At 41.9% G+C, this 22,321-nt stretch carries 26 protein-coding genes; 7 read left to right on the top strand and 19 right to left on the bottom strand.

Going from position 1 to position 22,321, the window contains the following annotated elements:
- Window positions 1-22: 22 nt before the first annotated feature.
- Window positions 23-1,177: a patatin-like phospholipase family protein gene (locus ACM2FC_RS07350; RefSeq protein WP_498480242.1), complete on the bottom strand. Its 1,155-nt coding sequence runs from the start codon at window positions 1,175-1,177 to the stop codon at window positions 23-25.
- 12 nt (window positions 1,178-1,189) lie between these two features.
- The gene (gene cydH, locus ACM2FC_RS07345; protein WP_498480241.1) at window positions 1,190-1,282 is read right to left on the bottom strand and encodes a cytochrome bd-I oxidase subunit CydH; all 93 of its coding nucleotides are present in this window, start codon (window positions 1,280-1,282) and stop codon (window positions 1,190-1,192) included.
- A gap of 176 nt (window positions 1,283-1,458) precedes the next feature.
- Here cydH and ACM2FC_RS07340 point away from each other — a divergent pair, with 176 nt between their 5' ends.
- The 3 genes from ACM2FC_RS07340 (at window position 1,459) to ACM2FC_RS07330 (ending at window position 4,068) form a co-directional block, all read left to right on the top strand.
- The gene (locus ACM2FC_RS07340; RefSeq protein ID WP_498480240.1) at window positions 1,459-2,037 is read left to right on the top strand and encodes a porin family protein; all 579 of its coding nucleotides are present in this window, start codon (window positions 1,459-1,461) and stop codon (window positions 2,035-2,037) included.
- Between the two features lie 473 nt (window positions 2,038-2,510).
- The gene (locus tag ACM2FC_RS07335; RefSeq protein WP_498480239.1) at window positions 2,511-3,968 is read left to right on the top strand and encodes a sodium-dependent transporter; all 1,458 of its coding nucleotides are present in this window, start codon (window positions 2,511-2,513) and stop codon (window positions 3,966-3,968) included.
- Between the two features lie 4 nt (window positions 3,969-3,972).
- Window positions 3,973-4,068 (top strand): MetS family NSS transporter small subunit, encoded by a 96-nt coding sequence (locus ACM2FC_RS07330; RefSeq protein ID WP_498480238.1) that lies wholly within the window; start codon window positions 3,973-3,975, stop codon window positions 4,066-4,068.
- Window positions 4,069-4,097: 29 nt separating this feature from the next.
- Here the strand turns inward: ACM2FC_RS07330 and ACM2FC_RS07325 are convergent, their stop codons facing one another.
- Window positions 4,098-4,388, bottom strand: a complete 291-nt coding sequence (locus tag ACM2FC_RS07325; RefSeq protein WP_498480237.1) for a hypothetical protein — start codon at window positions 4,386-4,388, stop codon at window positions 4,098-4,100.
- A gap of 156 nt (window positions 4,389-4,544) precedes the next feature.
- On the opposite strand from ACM2FC_RS07325, the gene ACM2FC_RS07320 reads away from it, so the two are divergent.
- On the top strand, window positions 4,545-5,315 hold the full coding sequence (locus tag ACM2FC_RS07320) for a substrate-binding periplasmic protein (protein WP_498480236.1): 771 nt from the start codon (window positions 4,545-4,547) through the stop codon (window positions 5,313-5,315).
- 147 nt (window positions 5,316-5,462) lie between these two features.
- Here ACM2FC_RS07320 and ACM2FC_RS07315 read toward each other — a convergent pair whose 3' ends face one another.
- Entirely contained in the window at window positions 5,463-5,852 is a 390-nt protein-coding gene (locus tag ACM2FC_RS07315) for a nitrous oxide-stimulated promoter family protein (RefSeq protein ID WP_498480235.1), read from the bottom strand.
- Between the two features lie 185 nt (window positions 5,853-6,037).
- Between ACM2FC_RS07315 and ACM2FC_RS07310 the strand changes: the two genes are divergently transcribed.
- The gene (locus tag ACM2FC_RS07310; protein ID WP_498480234.1) at window positions 6,038-6,706 is read left to right on the top strand and encodes a 2'-5' RNA ligase family protein; all 669 of its coding nucleotides are present in this window, start codon (window positions 6,038-6,040) and stop codon (window positions 6,704-6,706) included.
- Between the two features lie 24 nt (window positions 6,707-6,730).
- Window positions 6,731-7,444, top strand: coding sequence for an acid phosphatase AphA (gene aphA / locus ACM2FC_RS07305; protein WP_498480233.1), 714 nt, complete (start codon window positions 6,731-6,733; stop codon window positions 7,442-7,444).
- A 227-nt stretch (window positions 7,445-7,671) separates the two neighbouring features.
- Here the strand turns inward: aphA and ACM2FC_RS07300 are convergent, their stop codons facing one another.
- The 14 genes from ACM2FC_RS07300 to yceD all read right to left on the bottom strand — a co-directional run bounded on the left by ACM2FC_RS07300 (window position 7,672) and on the right by yceD (window position 20,238).
- Window positions 7,672-9,240 carry a PTS transporter subunit EIIC gene (locus tag ACM2FC_RS07300; RefSeq protein ID WP_498480232.1) on the bottom strand — a complete coding sequence of 523 codons (1,569 nt, stop codon included), beginning with the start codon at window positions 9,238-9,240 and terminating at the stop codon, window positions 7,672-7,674.
- A 452-nt stretch (window positions 9,241-9,692) separates the two neighbouring features.
- Window positions 9,693-10,460, bottom strand: a complete 768-nt coding sequence (locus ACM2FC_RS07295; RefSeq protein ID WP_498480231.1) for a TatD family hydrolase — start codon at window positions 10,458-10,460, stop codon at window positions 9,693-9,695.
- Window positions 10,451-11,413, bottom strand: a complete 963-nt coding sequence (locus ACM2FC_RS07290) for a DNA polymerase III delta subunit-related protein (RefSeq protein ID WP_498480230.1) — start codon at window positions 11,411-11,413, stop codon at window positions 10,451-10,453. Before ACM2FC_RS07290 ends, ACM2FC_RS07295 begins: the two co-directional genes overlap by 10 nt.
- The gene (gene tmk, locus ACM2FC_RS07285; RefSeq protein WP_498480229.1) at window positions 11,410-12,048 is read right to left on the bottom strand and encodes a dTMP kinase; all 639 of its coding nucleotides are present in this window, start codon (window positions 12,046-12,048) and stop codon (window positions 11,410-11,412) included. Before tmk ends, ACM2FC_RS07290 begins: the two co-directional genes overlap by 4 nt.
- On the bottom strand, window positions 12,045-13,061 hold the full coding sequence (mltG, locus tag ACM2FC_RS07280) for an endolytic transglycosylase MltG (RefSeq protein WP_498480228.1): 1,017 nt from the start codon (window positions 13,059-13,061) through the stop codon (window positions 12,045-12,047). Before mltG ends, tmk begins: the two co-directional genes overlap by 4 nt.
- Complete coding sequence (pabC, locus tag ACM2FC_RS07275) at window positions 13,058-13,861, bottom strand: aminodeoxychorismate lyase (RefSeq protein ID WP_498480227.1); 804 nt, start codon at window positions 13,859-13,861, stop codon at window positions 13,058-13,060. Before pabC ends, mltG begins: the two co-directional genes overlap by 4 nt.
- A gap of 78 nt (window positions 13,862-13,939) precedes the next feature.
- Window positions 13,940-15,181 carry a beta-ketoacyl-ACP synthase II gene (fabF, locus tag ACM2FC_RS07270; protein WP_498480226.1) on the bottom strand — a complete coding sequence of 414 codons (1,242 nt, stop codon included), beginning with the start codon at window positions 15,179-15,181 and terminating at the stop codon, window positions 13,940-13,942.
- Between the two features lie 86 nt (window positions 15,182-15,267).
- The gene (gene acpP, locus ACM2FC_RS07265; RefSeq protein WP_004406112.1) at window positions 15,268-15,501 is read right to left on the bottom strand and encodes an acyl carrier protein; all 234 of its coding nucleotides are present in this window, start codon (window positions 15,499-15,501) and stop codon (window positions 15,268-15,270) included.
- A gap of 228 nt (window positions 15,502-15,729) precedes the next feature.
- Entirely contained in the window at window positions 15,730-16,464 is a 735-nt protein-coding gene (gene fabG, locus ACM2FC_RS07260; RefSeq protein ID WP_498480414.1) for a 3-oxoacyl-ACP reductase FabG, read from the bottom strand.
- A gap of 18 nt (window positions 16,465-16,482) precedes the next feature.
- The gene (gene fabD, locus ACM2FC_RS07255) at window positions 16,483-17,409 is read right to left on the bottom strand and encodes an ACP S-malonyltransferase (protein WP_498480225.1); all 927 of its coding nucleotides are present in this window, start codon (window positions 17,407-17,409) and stop codon (window positions 16,483-16,485) included.
- 85 nt (window positions 17,410-17,494) lie between these two features.
- Window positions 17,495-18,445: a beta-ketoacyl-ACP synthase III gene (locus ACM2FC_RS07250; protein ID WP_498480224.1), complete on the bottom strand. Its 951-nt coding sequence runs from the start codon at window positions 18,443-18,445 to the stop codon at window positions 17,495-17,497.
- Between the two features lie 9 nt (window positions 18,446-18,454).
- The gene (plsX, locus tag ACM2FC_RS07245) at window positions 18,455-19,501 is read right to left on the bottom strand and encodes a phosphate acyltransferase PlsX (protein WP_498480223.1); all 1,047 of its coding nucleotides are present in this window, start codon (window positions 19,499-19,501) and stop codon (window positions 18,455-18,457) included.
- A 9-nt stretch (window positions 19,502-19,510) separates the two neighbouring features.
- On the bottom strand, window positions 19,511-19,681 hold the full coding sequence (rpmF, locus tag ACM2FC_RS07240) for a 50S ribosomal protein L32 (RefSeq protein ID WP_014232495.1): 171 nt from the start codon (window positions 19,679-19,681) through the stop codon (window positions 19,511-19,513).
- Window positions 19,682-19,713: 32 nt separating this feature from the next.
- A complete protein-coding gene (gene yceD, locus ACM2FC_RS07235) occupies window positions 19,714-20,238 on the bottom strand; it encodes a 23S rRNA accumulation protein YceD (protein ID WP_498480222.1) in 525 nt (174 codons plus the stop codon).
- A gap of 146 nt (window positions 20,239-20,384) precedes the next feature.
- Between yceD and ACM2FC_RS07230 the strand changes: the two genes are divergently transcribed.
- Window positions 20,385-20,966, top strand: coding sequence for a Maf family protein (locus tag ACM2FC_RS07230; protein ID WP_498480413.1), 582 nt, complete (start codon window positions 20,385-20,387; stop codon window positions 20,964-20,966).
- 32 nt (window positions 20,967-20,998) lie between these two features.
- On the opposite strand, the gene rluC is transcribed toward ACM2FC_RS07230, so the two are convergent.
- Window positions 20,999-21,946, bottom strand: coding sequence for a 23S rRNA pseudouridine(955/2504/2580) synthase RluC (gene rluC / locus ACM2FC_RS07225; RefSeq protein ID WP_498480221.1), 948 nt, complete (start codon window positions 21,944-21,946; stop codon window positions 20,999-21,001).
- Window positions 21,947-22,321: the final 375 nt, after the last annotated feature.

Genomic DNA, 22,321 nt, shown 5'->3' with positions numbered 1-22,321 from the left:
TTATAGTTATTAGACTCTCCACTCAAGTTTCGAAATGATCACCTTTGTAAGCCTTGTTGAACGACTCTACGAAACGCTTACCCGCAACAAACCCCATTTCGTAATCATGTAACAGGTTTTCTTCCTTACTCATTAAAGAGCTTGAGCGTAGTGGGCCTTCTGGTTTGATCTGCACGATGAAACAGTCATCAGGTGGACAGTTAAGAAAGTTTTGCGTTAAAGAGTAAGTTTGATAATGAACCATCAGCATATCCGCTAGACCAGAATCGAACTTTTCACCCACTAAATGACTAACACGATACACGTCATCCGCGCCAAAAAGCCAGCGACCACCATTTAGAGATTCTAAGTGAACGTGATCTTTTTTCTGTTGTTTAGAGCGCTCAACTTGCTGATAGAAAAAGTTGTTCCAATCAGACTTCCACTGCTCCACTTTTTGGCTCCATTGCTCTTGGATGCTGTTGAATGAATCTCTAAACCACTCAACTTCTGAATTTGGCACCGGGATTTCTTCAATTGCACAATCATCTTCTAGATCTTTTCCTTCCGTGCGAATGACGACAATACACCGGGCTTCTTGCCTCCATGCTTGCTGCACTGGAATAGCGGCAGATACTCCGCCATCGACAAATTCCTGACCACTTAACTGTATTGATTTGTGATAAAGACGGGGGATGGCACAAGTTGCGATTAAAATGTCATACCAATTTTGGCTATAAATAGGGAAATAGTGATCGTGATAAGAGTGAGCGTGAGTGACAGCGGCAAATGCCTTGCGATCACCTAATACTTTTCGACCAAGCTCAATATCCAATTGATAAGGAAACTCACAAATTGTATCGAGTGCCCAATCTAAGCCCAAATACTGCTTTTTTCTAATATACCGAAATAGATTAAAAAAGTTTGAAGAGGTAGTGAGATCTAAAATAAAAGAACGGCCTAAACCATGTTGACGAGAGAGAAACGCGCACAAGTTTAAGGCTCCAGCCGAAGTGCCGTAAAACTCATGAAATGGGTCAAAGTTAGATAGGATAAACGCATCAAGGACACCAGAGGTAAAAATCCCTCTTTGTCCGCCACCTTGTGCGACAAGAGCAATCTTTCCTCCAGTGTATTTCCCTAATCGATCAAGATCGATGGCGGAAGCTTTATTAGTAATGATTCCGCTGTTGTCCATAAATGATCTGTACTAGTTAGTTGTAATGGCAATAATGCCAAACCCAAACAAATACACCAATGTTAAAGCCGAGATAATAATTGCGTATTTTAAATCTTTCTCCATAAGCTCCTCCGCCATTTAATAGAACTGACTTCCCTTACATTGTTAACAATCCCTAACAAATTAATAACACCTGTGTGAGTCATCTTCAATTATTGCGCTTTTTTTGGGCTAGATTCTGGCGTTGCTATCACACTTACACAAATAGTTATTAACTTAGTGGATTTAGGAATCTGAATATGAAGCAAAGAGTTAGGCTCATTTTTCTCTGCAGCTTTTTCACCAGTTTTACTGCTGCCGCCGATTTTTATGTGACACCTTGGATAGGATATACCGCAGGAGGTGAAGTAAAGGATCAAGATGGTACGGACTATCGTATTAGAGGCTCAGAAAGCGGAGCCGTCAGTTTAGAAAGTGACTTCCAAGATGGCCGGATCGGTTTTTTCTATGCTTACCAGAAAAGCAAAGTAAAGCAGTTGAATGTCGACACCACGATGAATTATTTACTGTTCCAAAGCAGCCTTCATTATGAACTAGGAAAAGACGTGTACAGCTACTTAGGCGTTGGTGTTGGAGGCTCATATGTCGATACTGACTGGATGACGGACTACGGTTTCGCCGCTAGCATTTTTACTGGCTTTGAGTACCAAATGTTCAGCCACCTTTATTTAAATGCTCAACTACGTTGGCTAGGAACCAGTGTTGACGGAGAAACCACCGGAGTTTGTACTTCTTCATCTGGGAGCTGTGTAGTCCAGTTCAAAACTGATTGGGTGAATCAATACTCAGCAAGTTTTGGGATCAGCTTCGTATTCTGAAATATCAGAGTGTACTAAAAACAATCAAATAGAACATTCATCTAAATTTAATTTATTAAACAGAATTTAGACCTTTGTATTGTTAGAAAGACTACTAGCAGTATATCAATCTAAATTTATTTATAAGTCCGTTCTTAGCTGCTATTTCTCAGTTTTTTTACGACAAAACACCATCCCATTAACCATAAACAAACAATTTACCCTCATTGCGCTAACTAGAACAAATAGATATCTTGTCAATGCAGATAGCCGAATATTTTGGCATAAGCAAAACAACATCTACATCATAAGAATAATACACTACGTTTCGTTGGTTTTTATGGGATATAGTTCCAATTAATGCATTAGAAACTGAATAAAACATAATCATTATTATATTTCAGTAGTCAAATTACATTATCGAACCCCATAGGTTTAGCTCCACTCACTACCAACAAAACTTTGTGCTTTTTGTATTTCACAGGAGTTAATTTATGAGTCGCGAACAATGGGGATCTCGAGCTGGATTTATACTGGCTGCTGTAGGTTCTGCTATTGGTTTGGGTAATATTTGGCGTTTTCCGTATATGGCATATGACAACGGTGGAGGCGCGTTCTTCATTCCTTATTTATTTGCCATGATTACCGCAGGGATCCCATTTATGATCCTTGAGTTTAGTATGGGGCATAAATATAGGGGCTCTGCCCCAAAAACTTTAGCTCATATTCATTCTAAGTTTCAGTGGCTAGGCTGGTTTCAAGTTGGTATTGCCGCTACCATCGCCGTGTACTATGTGGCTGTTATTGGCTGGGCTATTTCCTATTTTGGCATGTCATTTACCCAAAGCTGGGGACATGACACCAATACTTTTTTCTTCAAACAATACCTTGCACTAGGTGACAACTCCCCAACTAACCTTGGCTCCATCCAATGGAATATTGCCTTTGCCATGCTCATTGCTTGGGCAATTACTTATGCTGCCATTGTTGGTGGCGTAAAAGCTGGGATAGAAAAAGCGTCGAAAGTAATGATGCCTATTCTATTTATCATGGTAATTGTGCTTATTGGCAGGATGATTACCTTACCCGGGGCTCTTGAAGGCGTGAACTACATGTTTAAGCCGGACTTTAGCAAGATTTGGGATGTAAAAGTTTGGGCTGCAGCGTATGGCCAGATATTTTTTACTCTGAGTATTGGCTTCGCCATCATGATTGCTTACTCCAGTTATCTGCCGTCCAAGTCAGACATTAGCAATAACGCCTTTATGACAGTGTTAATCAACTGTGGCTTCTCAATTCTTGCGGGTATTATGATTTTTTCAGTGTTAGGTTACATGGCTCATGCCCAAGATAAACCTATTACTGATGTTGTAACCTCTGGTGTCGGCTTAGCATTTGTCACCCTACCAGCTGCTATAAACCTGCTTCCTGCACCATATATTTTAGGCCCACTATTTTTCTTGGCCCTAGTGGTTGCTGGTCTGAGCTCGCACATTTCCATTATGGAAGCAGTCACCAGCTCCATCATGGACAAATTAGGTTGGAGTCGTAAAAAAGCGGCCAATATTGCTATCGGCCTAGGCTTTGTGATTTCCATGGCCTTCGCCACGAACGGTGGTATTTTGCTGCTCGATCTCGTCGACCACTTCGCCAATAACGTTGGAATTATTAGTAGCTGCTTAGTTGAAATTATTCTAATGACATGGCTGTTTAAAATTGCAGATGTTCGAGATTACGTAAATAGCATCTCTGATTTTAGAATAAGTACTTGGTTCGATATCTGTCTACGTTTTATTACACCAATCATCTTGGCGATTATTGTCGCAACCAAATTCTTTACTTTATTGACCAAAGGCTATGAAGGCTACAACCTAACATTGGGTTGGGTGCTTATCGCTGCACTGCTAGTTGTCAGCCTTCTTATTAACGCAACTAGCAAGAAGGAGTTTTAACGTTATGACTACAGGCGCAATCATTATGATGATTTTAGGCTTAGGAATTACTTGGGGTGGTGCTGCATACTGCCTTAAACGGGCTATGAGCAAATCATAAACTTTTCCCACATAGGCTTGCTTACATGCCTATGTGGGATGATTTTCTTCTGCCCATTGGTAGCCCACCGACTTCGCCTCGTTGATAATAAACTCTAAGTCTTCGTTACTGTGCTGCCTATCGTAACTAATCGTACAGCTAAATCGATTCTCCAGCTCTATCCAAGTCACCGTGTTTAAAGCACCAAAGTCAACGCCACCACTTTGCACAGACATTCCTATATAAGGCGCAAAAGGCAGCTCTATCTCTCGATAACCCACTAAATAATTCTGATTCTTTCTATCAAAAATATGAACAATAATCGTTACGTTAAATTGCATACCTTACCCATAACGCTGTGAAACATTTTTGTTTGTCTTTTAATAGTAGGTGATATTCATATAGAGCGTCAGGTCAGAACTTGCTCTAGACCGAGATAGAAACTGGATAACCTAGCCAATCCTTTCTATTGTAAAAGTGACACCTTGGAGTTACATATGCGAATATTGCTATTCATTTTCGCCCTATTTTGTTTTCAGACATTAGCTCAGCCACTAAAAATTGCTAGCCTGCCTTACCCCCCCTTTACATATTTAGAAAACCAACAACCAAAAGGCATTGCCGTAGATATCGTTACTGAATTGATGACTCGATTGGAGATTGAACATGAAGTTGTTGTAATGCCCTGGGCTAGAGCAATACGAGGAATGCAAATTGGCGATGTTGACGCCCTATTCCCCATGTTCAAGACAATTGAAAGGGCACAATTTACTCATTACCCGGACTTGCCTATCGTCTATGAAAGTATGGCACTTTTTACGCACCCAGAGTCTAGTATCAATGAAGGTGACAACATTGATTCATTAGCCTCGTATTCATTTTGCCTTGTACGTGGTTATAGTTCGGGTGAAGCGTTTGACTCGGCTATCGAAAACAAAATCATCACCAACATTGATTTAGCCAGTTCTTCTACTTTGAATTTGAAAAAGTTTTTACGTCACCGGTGCAATATTTTGGTGGATAACGATGCTGTGGTTTATTACTTGCTCCCAAAAGTGAATGGCTCGACAAAAGACATCAAAATACTTAAGCACCTAGTTCAAGAACCGAGCTTTCTAGGCTTTTCAAAATATGGTTTTGGTAGTAAGTTAGCTCCGAAGGTTACTACCACCATTCAATCGATGCTTGATGACGGTACTATTCATAAAATCGCTGAAAAATATTTGGGTAAAGGCGTTCGAAACTGGCCTAACAATGCCTCAAAATAAATACGGCAATGGTGCACTACCGATAAATGTTGCTTTCAAATGCGGATTTTATGACCGAAACCATTTAACCAATCACTTTAAAAAGTCTTTGGCTACCACTCCAAATCACTATCGATCAAATACATTTTTAGACGCGTAAAACGCGAGCTAATCAAACTTTTTCCTTACGTGTCGGTTTGATGCATTGGGTTGTATTTTTTCCGGTACACGACGTTTTTCATGTAGCAAATGGCGTATGGCCAAAATGGGATGCGACAATAACATCCTTGGTCCAGAATAGCGCATAACCAACCTCATTTGCTCTTTCGGTTCAGGCTTATAACAATGTATGGGGCACTGGTTGCAGGTAGGCTTCTCTTGACCGTAAGGACAGCGATCGAGTCGCTTCTCCGCATAATTTAATAACTCGCTACACCGTGTGCAAATATGATTTTTACTGCCATGCTTGGCGGAACAATAAATTTGAACCATTGACTGAACGGTCTTAAATTCTGTTCTCAGTTTGCCTCGTAATATTTTGCTTTGTTCGTTTGACATATTAAATTCATCACCGTGTTTCTCTACGCCTATACACTTTTTACCCCGTAGGCTTGGATAGAAAGCATCCAAACAAGCTCTTCTATCAGGCTATTCGTCTTAATTTGTGCATAAGTTAATGGCATTTATTCTATGAATAGATACCATTGCGCGCAGTTTCTCCAACTTTGTAAAAAAAGATGTTTATGATTAAAAAAATATTTCTAGTATTTGCACTCATCTCCATCGGTTGCACTCAAGCCGTGGCTGAAAATGTGAGTTATAACGTATTTCTTATACCTTCTAATGCCGTAACTGGAACAGTAAAAAGTATTAGCAAGCAGTTAAAACAAGAAAATTTACACTCTCTTTATAGTCAAAACTATTTACCACATATCACGCTTTATTTAACTGAGTATCCTCAACAAAACATCAGATTGATTGAAGCAAGAATAAAACGCCTAACGGCTCAATTTCGACCTTTTAAAATAACGCTGGACAAAATTGAACGTACTAAAGGTAACTGGCTATTACTTAATGTGAAGAACAATAGAAAGCTTCAGAGTTTAGCCGACAATGTAACCGTCGCCTTAGAACCGCTCAGATCACCAAATCCGACCCTGCCAAACTGGGTTCTAAAATACCCGCAAAAGCTAGATAGCTTTAAACGATACGGTAGCCCGAATGTGTTTACGAATTTCCAACCCCACGTGACCTTATTACCCGAAAGCGAAGCAAAAAGCCTCGATCTTTTCATGCAGCGGTATGGCAATGCTTTCCAACCAAAAACTGTTCAAGTCATTGGAATCGGCATCGCCCAAACTAACGCCAACGGTCAAGCTAAAAAAGACCTAGCCGCGTATTTTTTCAAATAAATAATAATTAAAGGAAAGTCATTGATGACTAAAACTAAACTATTACTAAGCACACTTACTTTAGCTCTTGCGAGTTCTGCTTTAGCTGTGCCCACACAAGCAACAGCAGACACATTAAACCCGGGTGTGACAATCAATCAGCTCTCTGAGCGTCAACCAATTCATTGGGTGTCCGTAGAACAAATAGCTGCAAGTTTAAAGGGTAAACCATCAATGAACGTTGGTTTTGATGTAGATGATACCGTGCTGTTTTCTAGTCCTGCGTTTTTCCACGGCAAGCAAGTCTTTTCTCCCAATAGCAATGACTATCTTAAGAATCCGAAGTTTTGGGATGAAGTGAGTAACGGCTGGGACAAGTTTTCGATTCCTAAAGAATCGGCGCGTAAGCTTATCGAACTTCACCTGAAACGCGGGGACCACATTTACTTCATTACCGGTCGTCCACGTCCTTCTTCAGGCAAGGAAGAAGTGACTGAAATTATCCAAAAAGACTTTAATATCCCAAGCGACCAAATGAGCCCTGTAATATTCACTGGCCCAAGCCACGGCGCAAAAACATCCTATATTAAGGATCATGACATCAAGCTGTACTATGGCGACTCTGATGGAGATATTCTAGATGCTCGCGCTGCAGGAGCCGAAGGTATCCGAGTTTTACGTCCTAGTAACTCAACAAACCGTCCTATGCCACACAACGGCTCACTTGGTGAACAAGTACTCATCAATTCTGAATACTAGAGCTTGTTGACCTTTTGCAGAAAAATAGTGGAGCAGTATTGGCTCCATTTTTAACACCAATTTTTTGAGCTCTTCCACTAACTAAAATTATCTGAAAGTATGACATTACCTTCTTTCGGAATTGCTCTTCTCTCGTTGTAAAGCGTTATAAGAACGTTGTCCCGCCTACGATCAAAAAAGCCAGCAATTTCTTGCTGGCTTTCAATTATAACTCAATGAGTTAGATATTATTTAGCTTGAGCTGCAATACGTGCTTTAGCTTCTTCTTTTTCGCTTTCAGTACGATAGTCCAAGAGAACAATCAGGAAGAAAGGAACCAAGAACGCAACTAAAATTGAAATTGCATATATCCACATAGGGCTAAATACAGGGATTGTTAGCAGTGAAGTAAAGGCAAACGCTTTAGTAGTAACACCACTAGCTGCAACAGCTGCGCCATTGTGCATTACAGTGTGAGTAGTTAGTGAGCCTAGAACTGCAATCACTACACCACCGATGAAACAACCTGGAAGCATACGTGAGTAAACTTTCTTGAAGCGAAGGTGGATACCATATAGAGATGGCTCAGAGATACCACCGAATAGGCCCGCAGCCAATGCACCAACAGAAGTTTGACGCATTAGAGAGTCTTTTTCACGCCATGATAGGAATAGAACACCTGCAGTTGCACCGAAACATGCGAAGTTCCATACCCCCATTGGACCTTGGATGAAATCGTAGCCAAGTGTTTGGATGTTCAGTAGCATCAACGCGTTTAGTGGCCAGTGTAATCCAAGTGGTACCAAGAATGGGTATAGCATTGGAATAATAATCGCGAACAAGAAAGGTGCGTGAGTATTCATCCAAGCTAGACCAATACCTAGTTTAGTACCAGCCATTACACCTAGTGGACCTAGGAAGAACGCAGTTAATGGAATCATGATAGCTAGAGACAAGAACGGTACGAAAACCATATGTACGTTCTCAGGGAAGATTTTCTTAAGACCACGATATACTAGCCCAAGAACTGCAACCATGATTAATGGAACGAAAACCGAACCTGAGTAGTCGTACCAAATCATTTCATGACCAAAGATATTCGCTACGTAGCTCTCTGTACCCAGCACTGGGTTTTTCGTTACAACAGTTGATGCAAGCGTTTTCAAGCTCGCGAACTCAGGTGTCATTAAAGCACCCATGATAGCGGCACCCACCCAAGGGTCAACGCTGAGTTTCTTCGAAGCATTGTAGGCAATCATAATTGGCAAGAAGTAGAATACTGTATGCCACATAGAGTTAACTAAAACCCAGCCTGCTGATGGATCGTTAAAGTCAACAATACCAAGAGAGCTTAGTGCAGCCCTTAAAGCAATGATTAGCGATGCGCCAAGTAGAACACCTAGAATAGGACGGAAAGAATCAGATAGGTATTCGAAAAAGCTATCAACCCAAGCAACTTTGCCGCGTACACCTTGGTTACGAATAGATGCTTTTAGGTCATCGTTCGACTGTGCAGAGCTTTCGCCGCCTTCACTATCTTCTTCACCAGTTGCACCTTTCATAGAAGGTAGTGCTTTGATTTCGTTGAAAACAGACATTACAGCACCGCCAATGATAACTTGGTAGCGGTCGCCTGATTGTGGTACACAACCCATAACTTGTGGGATCGCGTCTAACTTGTCCTTATCAGGTAGCGAACCATCATGCAGCTCAAAACGTAGGCGCGTCGCGCAGCACGTCATGAACTTTATATTACTAGGACCGCCTAAGCCATCTATGATGGCCTGAGCAGCAGACACATTATTTTTTTGCACCATTACAATATGCTCCTGATAAAGTATTTTAGAATTTTATTTTGGGTACTAAGGGCACACCCCCGCAGCCTAAATCTTAGTACTCAATTACAATGTAACCAGATGTTGCATTATATTTTTCGGCTCTAAATATATATTGACGTCAATCTAACTTTCTAGACAGTTACGAAAATTAGTTCCAAAACTAAAGACAGATCACAGTCTTTCATGTGGTCAATAATACCCCATTCAAGCATTAAGTCTCTGTTTATTAATAAATTAAATGACAAATCAATTAATTTCGCCCCGTAAATAAAATAGATCAGGTTGTTATTTTATGTAACGAAATTACATATTGACGTTTTTTTCGTCCTCACTTCAACAGATTTGGTAAACATGATTAAATAACGACCAAACATTGATTTTGGTCACATTAAATTCACACTATTTATTTATAAGCTCTCGATAATTATTTTTTATCGAAAAAAAAGATTTTTGTAATTTTCGGTGGTTTTATATGCAACTTCAGACAGGGAAATTCCCTTAAGTTGAGCAATATATGCCGCAACTTCCACAACATACGCAGGCTGATTTTGTTTACCTCGATGAGGCGTAGGAGCCAAGTAAGGAGAGTCGGTTTCAATGAGGAGTCTATCTAGTGGAAGTGCTTTGACCACTTCTTTTAGCTCAGTCGCTTGCCTAAATGTCACTATACCTGAGATCGATATATAGAAACCAAGTTCCATTGCAGCTTCGGCAAACGGCAAGTCTTCCGTAAAACAGTGAATGACTCCACCACACTTATCGGCATGGTTGTCACGCAAAATTCTCAACGTATCTTGCCGAGCGTTGCGAGTATGAATGATCAGTGGCTTATCAAGCTCTACAGCCAACTGAGTTTGCTGTTCAAAACGAAGCTTTTGTAAGTCAGCAGTTTCTGGCTGGTAGTGATAATCTAAACCTGTTTCACCTATCGCAACAACCTTAGGATCCTTCGCATATTGATGAAGAGTATCTAAAGCAAAGTCACTATTCACATCCAGTGGATGAACACCACAAGACGCATGAATGTTGTCATATGGTTTTATCATCTCCAGCATATTTGGAAACGAATCAAGCGTTACTCCCACAGAGAGAATATCAGTGACATTTACTTTGCGCGCTTTTTCAAGCACGTCTTCTATTCCTGTGTGCAATTCTGCGTAATCAAGCTTGTCTAGATGACAATGGGAATCTACAAACATGTATCCTCTTTGTTTTGTATCAGCCAGTCTGCAATAAGTAACTCAACATTCAGACCAGAGTTTATTTCTAACTGTCGCTTTAATTTTCCAAGAGCCATGCCCATTTGATAAAGCTGGTTGTAACCTAGTAGCTGTCGCAACTTTGCGCTGCCTGGTGTCAGTTGCGGATCACACACATCAAAGTGGATTTTTTGCGCGTCGCTAATTAAGTACCAAGCCCACGTCAGGTTTAACATAGGTTGCTGGGCAAGCAATGATGTTAGCTGTAGCCAGTTCTCCCCATCTTGCGCATAACGCAAAAATTGTTCTTCCAACTGTTGGTAGTCTTTAAGTAAATCTTGCTCGATAAATTGTTTTGCCTTTAGAGGCTCATAATTACATATGTGAGCGACAAACAATGGGCAATCTTGATGTATTTCCTGCTCGATCCACGCAGTTACTTCCAGAGCCGTTGGTGTAGGCAGAGCCCACTGCTGACAACGGCTTACAATCGTTGGCAACATCAAATTTACTCTATCAGTTAACAATACAAAAAAGCATTGCACTGAAGAACTCTCCAAAGTCTTCAACAACGCATTAGCGGCGGCTTCATTAAGAGAATGGGCTGACTCTATGACAATCAAGCGGTGATGAGAGAGTTGAGATGACTCTTGAGCAAACTTATTGCATAGACGGATCTGATCAACCGTTAGCGCTTTTCCTTCTTTTTCTGGTTTAAATAAATGAAAATCAGGATGGGTATTTGATTGCATCAAATCACAACTGTGGCACAGCCCACATGGCTCAGAACTGTTTTTTGAACACATCAAAGCTTTCGAAAGTTGCTCAACGAGTTTGTCTCCTCCCAAACCGAGAGGAGCATTTAGTAAGCACACATTAGAAAATTGCTCGGTTTGAAGAGCTTTTTGCCATTGTTGCCAAACACTTTCAAGCCAAGGGTATAAGGTATTCATAAATCTTGCTCATCAAACCATTGATTAAGTGCGGTTTTAATATCACTGCTGACGTTTTCTATATTTTGCCCTGCGTCAATTACGATGACAGAATCATCGGCATTAGCGATCTCCAAGTATTTGTCTCGGGTTCGTTGAAAGAAGCTCATATCCATCTTCTCAATGCGATCTAGTTCTCCACGCCCTCTCGCTCTCGCTAAGCCACAACTTGGCTCGATATCAAGATATAAGGTTAGATCAGGTTTAAACTCACCGAGCGCGGTATGTTTTAAGGATTGAATCAACGTTGAAGAGATTTGCCTCCCTCCTCCTTGATAAGCCTGAGACGACATGTCATGCCGATCACCGACTACCCAAGCCGCTGACTTCAAAGCCGGCTTGATCACTGTTTCCACTAACTGGACTCGTGCAGCATACATGAGCATTAACTCACTCATGTCCTGAAGCGGCTCATCTTCTAATTCAAGTTTCGTTAGCTCTCGCATTTTCTCAGCAAGCACGGTGCCTCCCGGCTCACGAGTTGTTTTTATCTGAGTTACGCCTCGTTGTTTGAGAATCTCAACAATGGCTTTCATTGCGGTACTTTTTCCAGCACCTTCCAACCCTTCGACTACGATAAATTTTGCATTGTTCATTTGCTACTTCTTAACTTTTTTAAATAGGCTCTAACGGCAATATTGTGCTGACGTAAAGTCTTCGAGAAAACATGCCCACCACTACCACTTGCCACAAAATAAAAATATGGGCTTTTGCCCGGGTGCAACGCCGCTTTTATAGACGCAAGCCCTGCCATTGCAATTGGCGTTGGTGGTAAACCTCGAATAACGTAGGTATTGTAAGGCGTCGGTGTTCTGAGATCTTTTTTAGTAATATCCCCTTTGTATTTGTTACCCATACCATAGATAACTGTGGGGTCAGTCTGTAATCTCATATGCTTTTCTAGTCGATTGACAAAAACCGAAGCAATAGTAATGCGCTCTGACTCAATTGACGTCTCTTTCTCGATGATTGAAGCTAGAATCAAAGCATCATATGGAGTCTTAATCGGCAAGTCACTCTGCCTATTTGCCCACAGTGTATCAAGGTGAGCAAATAACTTTTTATGCGCCCGCTTTAGAATCTCAATATCTGTTGTTCCTGCGGTATAGTTGTATGTTTGCGGCAGGAATAGCCCTTCGAGATCATCTCTTTTTATACCTAATTTTTTCGCAATCTCCGCTTCCGACATTGAGTCGATTGTGTGTTTGATATACGGTGCCTGCTCTAGCTGCTGTTTCCATTCGGAGAAACGACTTCCTTCGATAAAAGTAATGGAGAATTGATGTTCTTTTCCAGAGACGATCAGCTTCAATATATCGACTAATTTTTCATTTGGCTTAAAGTCATACGTGCCTGCCTTTATATCTGTTAACTCAGGCCTAAATCGGCCGGTCAACCGTGAGTAGGCACTCGAATTAATCCAGTTTCGATCGGTGAAATCTTGTAGAACTTCTTTTAGGTTGGTTCCGCTGTCAACAGTCACTAACTGTGAGTTTTGAATAAGCAAAGGCTGATTGAGATATTGGCTAACTTGGCTGTTCAAAAACCATAACGCGCCCGCTGCTAACGCAATGGAAAGAACAAGCCCAACAGCAATTTTTCTTATCACGATGTAAAATACTCCTGAATACGTCTAGTCATTTCGCCTATCGAATAACACTGTTCTTCTATCTTCGTAATTGGCGCAACTGTTAGGATAGAGTTTGTTATAAATAGTTCCTCGGCATCAAGAGCTTGCTCTAATTTAAACTCTCCAACCACGACTTCTACCCCCATGTATGAGAGCTTGTCTAAGACTAACTTTCTCATCACACCAGCCACTCCCGCTTTATTTAAAGCAGGTGTATATAACTTGTTGTGTTTATGCCAAAAGATATTCGCCATTGTGGTTTCAATAACGTTATCTTCAATATCAAGCGTCAGCCCGTCAGTGAAGCCCTTTTTATCCATTTCCGATTTCAACAAAATCTGCTCTAGGCGGTTGTTGTGCTTATGGCCTGCAAGCATGGGGCTGTGGCCTAAGCGTTTTTCACATATTCCTAGTTCAATACCTTGGCGCTGTATTTGTTCATAGTGTTTAGGAAAAGAGAATTGACTGATAGTGATATTGGCTGCACCGTTCAAAGCAGGGCTATAGCCTCGCCCACCACTTCCCCTGCTGACATGTAGCTTTATGCCCGCTCGTTCTGATGGCAAGGATACGCGCTCTAATTCAAGCAAGATATCATCCCAATGAGGGACGTCAATTTCGATCTGTTTTAAACAGGCTTCCATTCGTTCTATATGTAGTGGCCAATGCTGAACCTTCCCTTTACATGTGAGCATAGTAGTAAAACAGCCATCCCCATATTGGAAAGACCTATCGGTCACCGAGATACTATCTGAAGCTTTTCCATTAACCCAAAACATATTCACTCCTTACAAAAAAGCGGCTTAATGCCAACGCATCAAGCCGCCCTACTATATCTTAGTAAATACTTATGTTTTTTAAATCTTTTTAAAGATTAAACAACCGTTTGTACCACCAAAACCGAACGAGTTACAAGCAGCATATTCCATTTCGACTTCGCGGCAAACGTGAGGCACTAAATCAATATCTAGTCCTTCTTCAGGATCATCAAGGTTAATCGTTGGTGGAACTTTTTGATCAACCAAAGACATAATAGTAATGATCGCCTCTACAGAGCCAGCCGCACCAAGCAAGTGACCAATCATAGATTTAGTGGAAGAAACCAAGACCTGTTTTGAGCCTGCTTCACCAAGGGCACGTTTAATGCCTTTGATTTCAGCTACATCTCCCGCTGGAGTTGATGTACCGTGCGCATTCACATAGCCAACTTGCTCACCAGAAATACCTGCATCACGCATCGCAGCTTCCATCGCTAGTGCACCACCAGAACCATCTTCACTTGGCGAAGTCATGTGATAAGCATCACCAGACATACCAAAGCCGACAAGTTCGCAGTAGATGTTGGCACCGCGCGCTTTCGCGTGCTCGTACTCTTCAAGGATAACCATACCTGCACCATCACCAAGTACAAACCCATCGCGAGCTTTGTCCCAAGGACGAGAGGCTTTTTGCGGTTCATCGTTACGAGTTGATAGTGCTCTTGCAGCGCCAAACCCAGCGATACCTAGAGGAGTCGATGCTTTTTCTGCACCGCCTGCTAGCATAGCGTCTGCGTCTCCGTATGCAATCATACGGGCTGCATGGCCAATGTTATGTAAGCCTGTTGTACATGCTGTTGAAATAGCGATGTTAGGGCCGCGCATACCACACATGATAGACAGATTACCTGCAACCATGTTTACGATAGTAGACGGTACAAAAAATGGGCTTACTTTTCGAGGGCCTTTGTCGACAAGAGCTTGGTGACCTTTCTCGATCAAATCAAGACCGCCAATACCAGAACCGATAGCGACACCAACACGCGCTGCGTTTTCTTCAGTGACTTCCAGACCTGAGTCTTTAAGAGCTTGGATGCCTGCTGCGATTCCGTACTGGATGAATAGATCCATTTTACGCGCGTCTTTTTTTGACATGTACTCTTCGCAGTTAAAGTCTTTAACAAGACCAGCAAAGCGAGTTGAGAATTCAGCGGTGTCAAAGTGGTCGATATCTACGATGCCACTTTGACCTTCTAGCAAGGCCTTCCAAGAAGTTTCTACAGTGTTGCCTACCGGCGACAACATTCCCATGCCAGTTACAACGACACGACGCTTGGACACGATATTATTCTCCGGAGTTGATAAGGTTAGAGAAGGTAAAAAGATTTAAAAAACACAGGCGGCCAGGAAGCCGCCTGGGAGAGATATTACTGAGCGCTGTTTACGTAGTCGATCGCAGCTTGAACAGTGGTGATCTTCTCAGCTTCTTCATCTGGAATCTCAGTGTCGAACTCTTCTTCTAGAGCCATAACTAGCTCAACTGTGTCTAGAGAGTCAGCACCTAGATCATCTACGAAAGAAGCTTCATTCTTAACTTCTGCTTCGTCTACACCTAGCTGTTCAACAATGATTTTCTTTACGCGTTCTTCGATGTTGCTCATTTTTTTCTTTTCCTATTACAGATGTCGCCTAATGCGATGATTCCGTAGTTTATTCAAACTAGTGAAAGTTGCAAGAGGCACCTTGCTGGTCAAACCACAATTTTCGCGATTTTAACCGAAATTCAGTACATTTTTAATCTAAATCATGCACAATTCTTGCGCACGTTAGCCAAAAGTTTAACACTTAACTTGGTTAACTTATCAATAAAAGCCACCAACAAGCGTATATTAAACCATATACATGCCGCCATTTACATGTAAAGTTTCACCTGTGATGTATGCCGCTTCAGGAGATGCCAAAAATGCGACAGCTGAAGCAATTTCACGAGGATCACCTAAGCGACCGGCTGGCACTTGAGATAGTGTAGCAGCTCTTTGCTCATCGTTAAGTGCTTTTGTCATATCTGTTTCAATAAATCCTGGTGCAACTGTATTAACTGTTACACCGCGGGATGCGACTTCGCGCGCCATCGACTTAGTGAAACCAATTACACCAGCCTTTGCCGCTGAGTAGTTAGTTTGCCCGGCGTTACCCATAGTTCCGACAACAGAACCCACGTTGATGATACGGCCATTACGCTTTTTCATCATACCGCGCAATACCGCTTTTGATAGGCGGAAGATAGACGTGAGGTTGGTATCCATGATATCCGTCCATTCGTCATCTTTCATGCGCATTAAAAGATTATCGCGTGTGATACCCGCATTATTCACTAAGATATCCAACGCACCAAACTCGTCATTGATTGTTTTTAACGTTGCTTCGATTGATTCTACATCAGTAACGTTCAACGCTAGACCTCGGCCATTTTCACCAAGGTATTCACTAATAGCAGCTGCACCATTTTCGCTGGTTGCAGTGCCGATGACAGTTGCACCGCGTTCAACCAGTAGCTCAGCAATTGCTCGGCCAATACCACGGCTAGCACCTGTCACTAGCGCGATTTTACCTTCAAGATTCATCATTTTATTTCTTCCTTTTTACGCTTTTGCTGCGTCTAGCGTAGCAACATCATTCACTGCTGCTGCACTCATTGTTTTTACAATACGCTTTGTTAAACCTGTCAGTACTTTTCCTGGACCAAGCTCAAACAGTTTTTCGACACCTTGCTCGCTCATTAGTTGCACACCTTCTGTCCAACGAACAGGGCTATAAAGTTGTCGAACTAGCGCAACTTTGATTTTTGCAGGATCGGTCTCCGCAACGACATCAACATTGTTGATAACAGGTAGGCTAGGAGTATTAAATTCGATTTCCTCAAGTGCCACAGCAAGCTTGTCTGCTGCTGGCTTCATTAGAGCGCAGTGAGAAGGTACTGACACTGGTAGTGGAAGTGCCCGTTTTGCACCTGCTTCTTTGCAAAGTGCTCCTGCTCTCTCAACTGCTGCTTTGTTGCCAGCAATAACCACCTGACCTGGCGAGTTGAAGTTTACTGGTGAAACGACTTCACCTTGCGCTGCTTCTTCACATGCTTTTGCGATGCTGTCGTCATCTAAGCCGATGATTGCATACATTGCGCCAACGCCTGCTGGTACAGCTTCTTGCATCAATTTCCCACGTAGCTCTACCAGTTTAATGGCTTGTTTAAAATCAATAACGCCTGCGCAAACTAATGCTGAATACTCACCTAAGCTGTGACCAGCTAAATTTGCTGGCTGCTCTAAGCCTTGCTCTTGCCATACGCGCCAGATTGCCACAGAAGAAGCAAGAAGAGCTGGTTGAGTACAGAATGTTTGGTTAAGGTCTTCTGCCGGTCCATTTTGAACTAAAGCCCAAAGATCGTAACCTAGCGCTTCCGACGCTTCTGAAAAAGTTTGTTTTACAATGTCATATTGTTCTCCAAGCTCTGACAGCATACCCACAACTTGTGAGCCCTGGCCTGGAAATACCATAGAAAACTTGCTCATTTTAGATTTCCTTAAGCAAAAATTAATAAAAGGTGCGCACGATCATTAGATCTTTTACACACCTTAATTGATTAGATTATCTAGGTTAGAACTTGACTAAAGCCGAGCCCCAAGTAAAACCACCACCAAATGCTTCCAATAGAAGTGTTTGACCTCGCTTGATTCGGCCGTCTCTCACAGCTTCATCAAGTGCCGTTGGAATTGTAGCGGCAGAAGTATTGCCATGACGATCAAGTGTCACAACAACTTGATCCATAGGCATAGAAAGCTTCTTTGCTGTAGCAGATATTATACGGAGGTTCGCTTGATGCGGAACCAACCAATCCAGCTCAGACTTATTCATTCCGTTCGCAGCCAAGGTGTCTTTCACTAACTTGGAAAGTTGTGTTACTGCAACTTTAAATACTTCGTTGCCAGTCATATGTAACCACTTATCTGGGTTACCACCTCGTTCAGGCATTTCTAAACACAATAATTCACCGTAGCGACCATCTGAATAAACATGACTAGATAATATTCCAGGCTCTTCGCTGGCACTTACTACCACAGCACCGGCACCATCACCAAACAGTATAATGGTGGATCGGTCAGTTGGATCACACGTTTTAGCTAATGTATCAGATCCAATCACCAATATATTTTTGCACATACCTGTTTTGATATGCTGGTCTGCCACAGACAAGCCATAGACAAACCCAGAACATGCAGCAGCTAAGTCAAATGCAGGGCAGCCTTTTATTCCAAGTTTTGCTTGCACTTGGCACGCTGAAGAAGGAAATGCGTGACTACCACTGGTTGTAGCAACGATAATTAGGTCGATATCTTCTTTATCAATACCTGCCATTTCGATAGCATTTTTCGCAGCATAGTACGCCATATCTGCAACAGTTTCGCCGTCAGCAGAAATTCTACGCTCTTTGATTCCTGTCCGCGCTACGATCCATTCATCACTTGTCTCTACCATTTTCTCCAGATCTGCGTTAGAACGCACCTGAGATGGCAAGTAGCTGCCAGTACCTAATATTTTGCTATACATGAAGACTTATTAATGCCTCTCGAGTAAAACTGCTTCCAAACGATCTCGTATACGGCTTGGCACTTGCCGTTTGACCTCGTGTACTGCCTCACCTATCGCGTTAATTGCCGCCGATACGTCCGCACTTCCATGGCTTTTTATGACAATTCCGCGCAATCCTAGCAAACTTGCGCCATTATACTGGTCGGGGTTCAATAGTTTCAGCTCTTTCAAAAGCCCAGAGAATAATTTTCGCCCAATCCAACCTTTTATGGAAGGTGACATTATTGAAGTGGTTAGCTTTTCAATAAAAAACTGAGCAGTCCCTTCACTGGCTTTAAGGCAGCTGTTACCTGTGAAACCGTCACACACTATCACATCTGCAATATCATCGAACAGCTTGTTTGCTTCAATATAACCAATATAATTCACAGATTGTGCTTGAGATAGGAGTTCTGCGCAGCGTTTGACTCTTTCAACACCTTTGGTTTCTTCAACACCGATGTTCAGTAATGCCACTCTAGGTTGGCATTCAAGATGTTGTTCCGCTAACGCGCTTCCCATCACGGCAAACTGAAATAACGCTTCTTCGCTACTGACGACATTCGCTCCAAGATCAAGCATCCAAGTAAACTTGCCTTGTTTAGTCGGCATAGCTGATACCAACGCAGGTCTCTCAATCCCTGGCAAAAGATTTAAATGGCGGCGTGACAACGCCATGAGGGCTCCAGTGTTTCCTGAACTTACGACGGCATCAGCTTTCTCATTCGCGACTAGCTCTATTGCTATATCCATAGAGCTGCCCGCACTTTTCCTAAGTGCTTGAGAAGGCTTTAAAGAATTTGATATGACTTGCTCGCAATGAATAATTTCTATTCTCTCGCCAAACTTGGCGCTAAGCTGCGATTGGGAGCGATAGCCAAAAGCTGACAGTTGAGCGAATAGAGTATTTTGATTGCCAACAAGTATAATTTTGAGCTCTGGGAAATGCGACAGTGCCTGCACAACGGCAGGCACTGTAACGCGAGGACCGAAATCCCCGCCCATTGCATCAACTGCAACGGTTATATCTTGCAAAGGTCAACCTTACTTGTTGATAACCTTTTTGCCACGGTAGTAACCTTCAGCAGTTACGTTGTGGCGCAGGTGAGTTTCACCTGAAGTCGCGTCTACAGATAGAGCTGCTGTAGTTAGAGCATCGTGTGAACGACGCATACCACGCTTAGAACGTGTCTTACGGTTTTTTTGTACGGCCATGGACCCTACTCCTGAGTTAATTGCTTAAAAAATTACTTTTTTAAGTTCTTTAAAACATCGAATGGATTCGGTTTCTCTTCCACAATTTCTTCTGGAATTTCACCAAATACCAAATTGTCTGAATCAACGCTACAATCCGCTGCATCATGCATTGCGATTTGGGGCAAATTTAAGATGAACTCGTCTTCGACTAATTTAATGAGGTCTATTTCACCGTACTCGTTCGGATCTACCAAATCGTACTCTTCCGGTGCTTCCTCTTCACTCTTCTCTCCATAGTATGGAGTATAAGTGAAAGAAACTTCACACTGATGTGTGTATGCCTCATTACAGCGTTGACATTCTAAATCAACTTCGATGTTAGCTTTACCAGAGATAACAACAAGTCGCTGTTCATCTAACCCAAATGACATTGACACTTGAGCGTCGCGTTTCACGCCTTCGACCGATTCCTCTAAACGCTTCAAAAGACTAGTCTGAATGATACCATCATAGTCCAATCTTTTTTGAGCCGCTTTAGCCGGATCAACCGTTCGCGGTATTTTTACCTTTTGCATAGGGCGCGAATATTATCTTTATCCACTAATTTAGTCAAAGAAAAAGGTAAAAAACTTGAAGTTTTTTTCGTTTAAAGAGAAAGCATTGTGTCACCCTAGGTTTATCCACTATCATCATTGTTTTGTAAGTGCGTACAACTACAGTTATGGCCAATTTACCATTAGTTCTCTCCTCAACGTCCCCTTATCGACAAGAGATATTAAAAAAGCTTGCGATACCATTTATCACCGCTCAGCCGCAGTGTGATGAAAAACCAGAAGAAAATGAAGGGCCAATAGAATTGGTTCGCCGCCTTTCAAAAGAGAAAGCAACATCTTGCCCTATTCACGAACCGAGCCTTGTTATAGGCAGTGATCAAGTTTGTGTCATAGATGATCAAATTGTCGGAAAACCACTCACTCGTGAAAAAGCCATTGAACAACTAGAGAAGCAAAGTGGCAAGCAAATCACCTTTTATACTGGGCTCGCTGTGTACAATTCACAAACTCAAGTAATCGAAGAGACTATCGACACTGTTATAGTCCACTTCCGTCAACTTACTCGCGATATGATTGAAAATTATATCGACAAGGAGCAACCACTTTATTGTGCTGGTAGCTTTAAATGTGAAGGATTAGGTATTGCTCTGTTTAAAAAAATAGAAAGTAAAGATCCGAACAGCTTAGTTGGCCTACCTTTAATTGATTTAGTTCGATTATTAGAAAATCAAGGTATGAAGATATTGTAAAGGCAGCCTTTCTCCGGGCTGCCCGTCCGTTACTAAGGCAAATCTCGCAGCGATTGCAAAACTGTTTCTAACTTATTTCCCATCGGCGCACTAATCTCCATCCATTTTTCTGTGGAAGGGTGAATAAACTTAATATTGGCCGCATGAAGGAAAAGCCTATCCAAGCCAACTTTCCCCGTATAAGCGTCAAACCTTCTATCACCGTATCGGTCATCCCAAGCAATAGGATGGCCAGTATATTGAGTATGAACCCGAATTTGGTGAGTACGCCCGGTGATCGGACTCGCCTGCAAGAGTGTTGCATCTGCATAGGTTTCAAGAATTTTAAAGCGAGTTTCAGAGGGCTTACCATCTGGGTTGACTCGAACAATACTGTTGACTTCATTTTTCTTTAGCGGAGCCTTAACTACCTTACAACTCGTTTTCCATTTGCCCATCACGAGCGCAAAATAAAACTTTTTCACGGTTTTCTCGCGAAACTGGGCTTGTAAATGACGAAGAGCAGAACGCTTTTTGGCCACTAACAAAATTCCAGACGTATCTCTGTCAATTCGGTGAACCAACTCTAAAAAGCGCGCTTTTGGCCTCAACGCTCGTAACGCTTCGATAGCCCCAAATTTCAAACCGCTGCCACCATGGACAGCTGTACCTGAAGGCTTATTTAACACTAAAAGGTGTTCGTCTTCATAAAGTATGTTCGACTCTAGCTCAGCGACCTTATTTAGTTTCGTACTCACTTCTGGCTGTGCCGAAGTCTGTTCTATGGTGACTGGAGGAATACGAACCAGATCCCCACCCTTTAACTTATATTCAGCCTTGATTCGCTTTTTGTTAACTCTTACTTCGCCTTTACGAATGATTCGATATACGACGCTTTTCGGTAGGCTCTTAAGTTGATTGCGCAAAAAATTATCAATGCGCTGTCCAGCAATATCTTCATCGATTTCGACGAATTGGACTTTTGTTTTAATTTCATTCATGGCCACATTGTACCATCGGAAACTTTTCTATATCACATTTTCTTTCGACTTAGCAAAATCCACCTTGTTTGATCAATTTTCTTATCCAATGAGCTGTGGATAACATTATTCTAGTATTCCAACTAATTTATAAAAAACTTGATCTAGCGCTTAAATTCCAAATAGATATCGTTTTTATATTTTTTTATATGTGAGATTTTCTCGCTGTTTATAACAAAGCAGATTGCTGTGCGAACGTAGCACTGCTATAGTTCACTGCTGCAATGAGTGTTTTAGGTTATATTTTAATCTTCACCTAGCATTTTAAAGCAAATTACAGAGTAGACTTCCTCAGATTTTGATATGCAGCATATGGCGTAAGACATGTTCAAACTG

It is taken from the genome of Vibrio sp. A37, from assembly GCF_059777565.1.
Note: the sequence above shows the minus strand (reverse complement) of the source record. Positions and strands in the feature narration are given on the sequence as shown.

Excerpts from the sequence above, each read along its gene's own strand:
- ACM2FC_RS07350 (WP_498480242.1), bottom strand. The coding sequence starts at position 1,177 with ATGGACAACAGCGGAATCATTACTAATAAAGCTTCCGCCATCGATCTT.
- cydH (WP_498480241.1), bottom strand. The coding sequence starts at position 1,282 with ATGGAGAAAGATTTAAAATACGCAATTATTATCTCGGCTTTAACATTG.
- ACM2FC_RS07340 (WP_498480240.1), top strand. The coding sequence starts at position 1,459 with ATGAAGCAAAGAGTTAGGCTCATTTTTCTCTGCAGCTTTTTCACCAGT.
- ACM2FC_RS07335 (WP_498480239.1), top strand. The coding sequence starts at position 2,511 with ATGAGTCGCGAACAATGGGGATCTCGAGCTGGATTTATACTGGCTGCT.
- ACM2FC_RS07330 (WP_498480238.1), top strand. The coding sequence starts at position 3,973 with ATGACTACAGGCGCAATCATTATGATGATTTTAGGCTTAGGAATTACT.
- ACM2FC_RS07325 (WP_498480237.1), bottom strand. The coding sequence starts at position 4,388 with ATGCAATTTAACGTAACGATTATTGTTCATATTTTTGATAGAAAGAAT.
- ACM2FC_RS07320 (WP_498480236.1), top strand. The coding sequence starts at position 4,545 with ATGCGAATATTGCTATTCATTTTCGCCCTATTTTGTTTTCAGACATTA.
- ACM2FC_RS07315 (WP_498480235.1), bottom strand. The coding sequence starts at position 5,852 with ATGTCAAACGAACAAAGCAAAATATTACGAGGCAAACTGAGAACAGAA.
- ACM2FC_RS07310 (WP_498480234.1), top strand. The coding sequence starts at position 6,038 with ATGATTAAAAAAATATTTCTAGTATTTGCACTCATCTCCATCGGTTGC.
- aphA (WP_498480233.1), top strand. The coding sequence starts at position 6,731 with ATGACTAAAACTAAACTATTACTAAGCACACTTACTTTAGCTCTTGCG.
- ACM2FC_RS07300 (WP_498480232.1), bottom strand. The coding sequence starts at position 9,240 with ATGGTGCAAAAAAATAATGTGTCTGCTGCTCAGGCCATCATAGATGGC.
- ACM2FC_RS07295 (WP_498480231.1), bottom strand. The coding sequence starts at position 10,460 with ATGTTTGTAGATTCCCATTGTCATCTAGACAAGCTTGATTACGCAGAA.
- ACM2FC_RS07290 (WP_498480230.1), bottom strand. The coding sequence starts at position 11,413 with ATGAATACCTTATACCCTTGGCTTGAAAGTGTTTGGCAACAATGGCAA.
- tmk (WP_498480229.1), bottom strand. The coding sequence starts at position 12,048 with ATGAACAATGCAAAATTTATCGTAGTCGAAGGGTTGGAAGGTGCTGGA.
- pabC (WP_498480227.1), bottom strand. The coding sequence starts at position 13,861 with ATGTTTTGGGTTAATGGAAAAGCTTCAGATAGTATCTCGGTGACCGAT.
- acpP (WP_004406112.1), bottom strand. The coding sequence starts at position 15,501 with ATGAGCAACATCGAAGAACGCGTAAAGAAAATCATTGTTGAACAGCTA.
- fabG (WP_498480414.1), bottom strand. The coding sequence starts at position 16,464 with ATGAATCTTGAAGGTAAAATCGCGCTAGTGACAGGTGCTAGCCGTGGT.
- fabD (WP_498480225.1), bottom strand. The coding sequence starts at position 17,409 with ATGAGCAAGTTTTCTATGGTATTTCCAGGCCAGGGCTCACAAGTTGTG.
- ACM2FC_RS07250 (WP_498480224.1), bottom strand. The coding sequence starts at position 18,445 with ATGTATAGCAAAATATTAGGTACTGGCAGCTACTTGCCATCTCAGGTG.
- rpmF (WP_014232495.1), bottom strand. The coding sequence starts at position 19,681 with ATGGCCGTACAAAAAAACCGTAAGACACGTTCTAAGCGTGGTATGCGT.
- yceD (WP_498480222.1), bottom strand. The coding sequence starts at position 20,238 with ATGCAAAAGGTAAAAATACCGCGAACGGTTGATCCGGCTAAAGCGGCT.
- ACM2FC_RS07230 (WP_498480413.1), top strand. The coding sequence starts at position 20,385 with ATGGCCAATTTACCATTAGTTCTCTCCTCAACGTCCCCTTATCGACAA.
- rluC (WP_498480221.1), bottom strand. The coding sequence starts at position 21,946 with ATGAATGAAATTAAAACAAAAGTCCAATTCGTCGAAATCGATGAAGAT.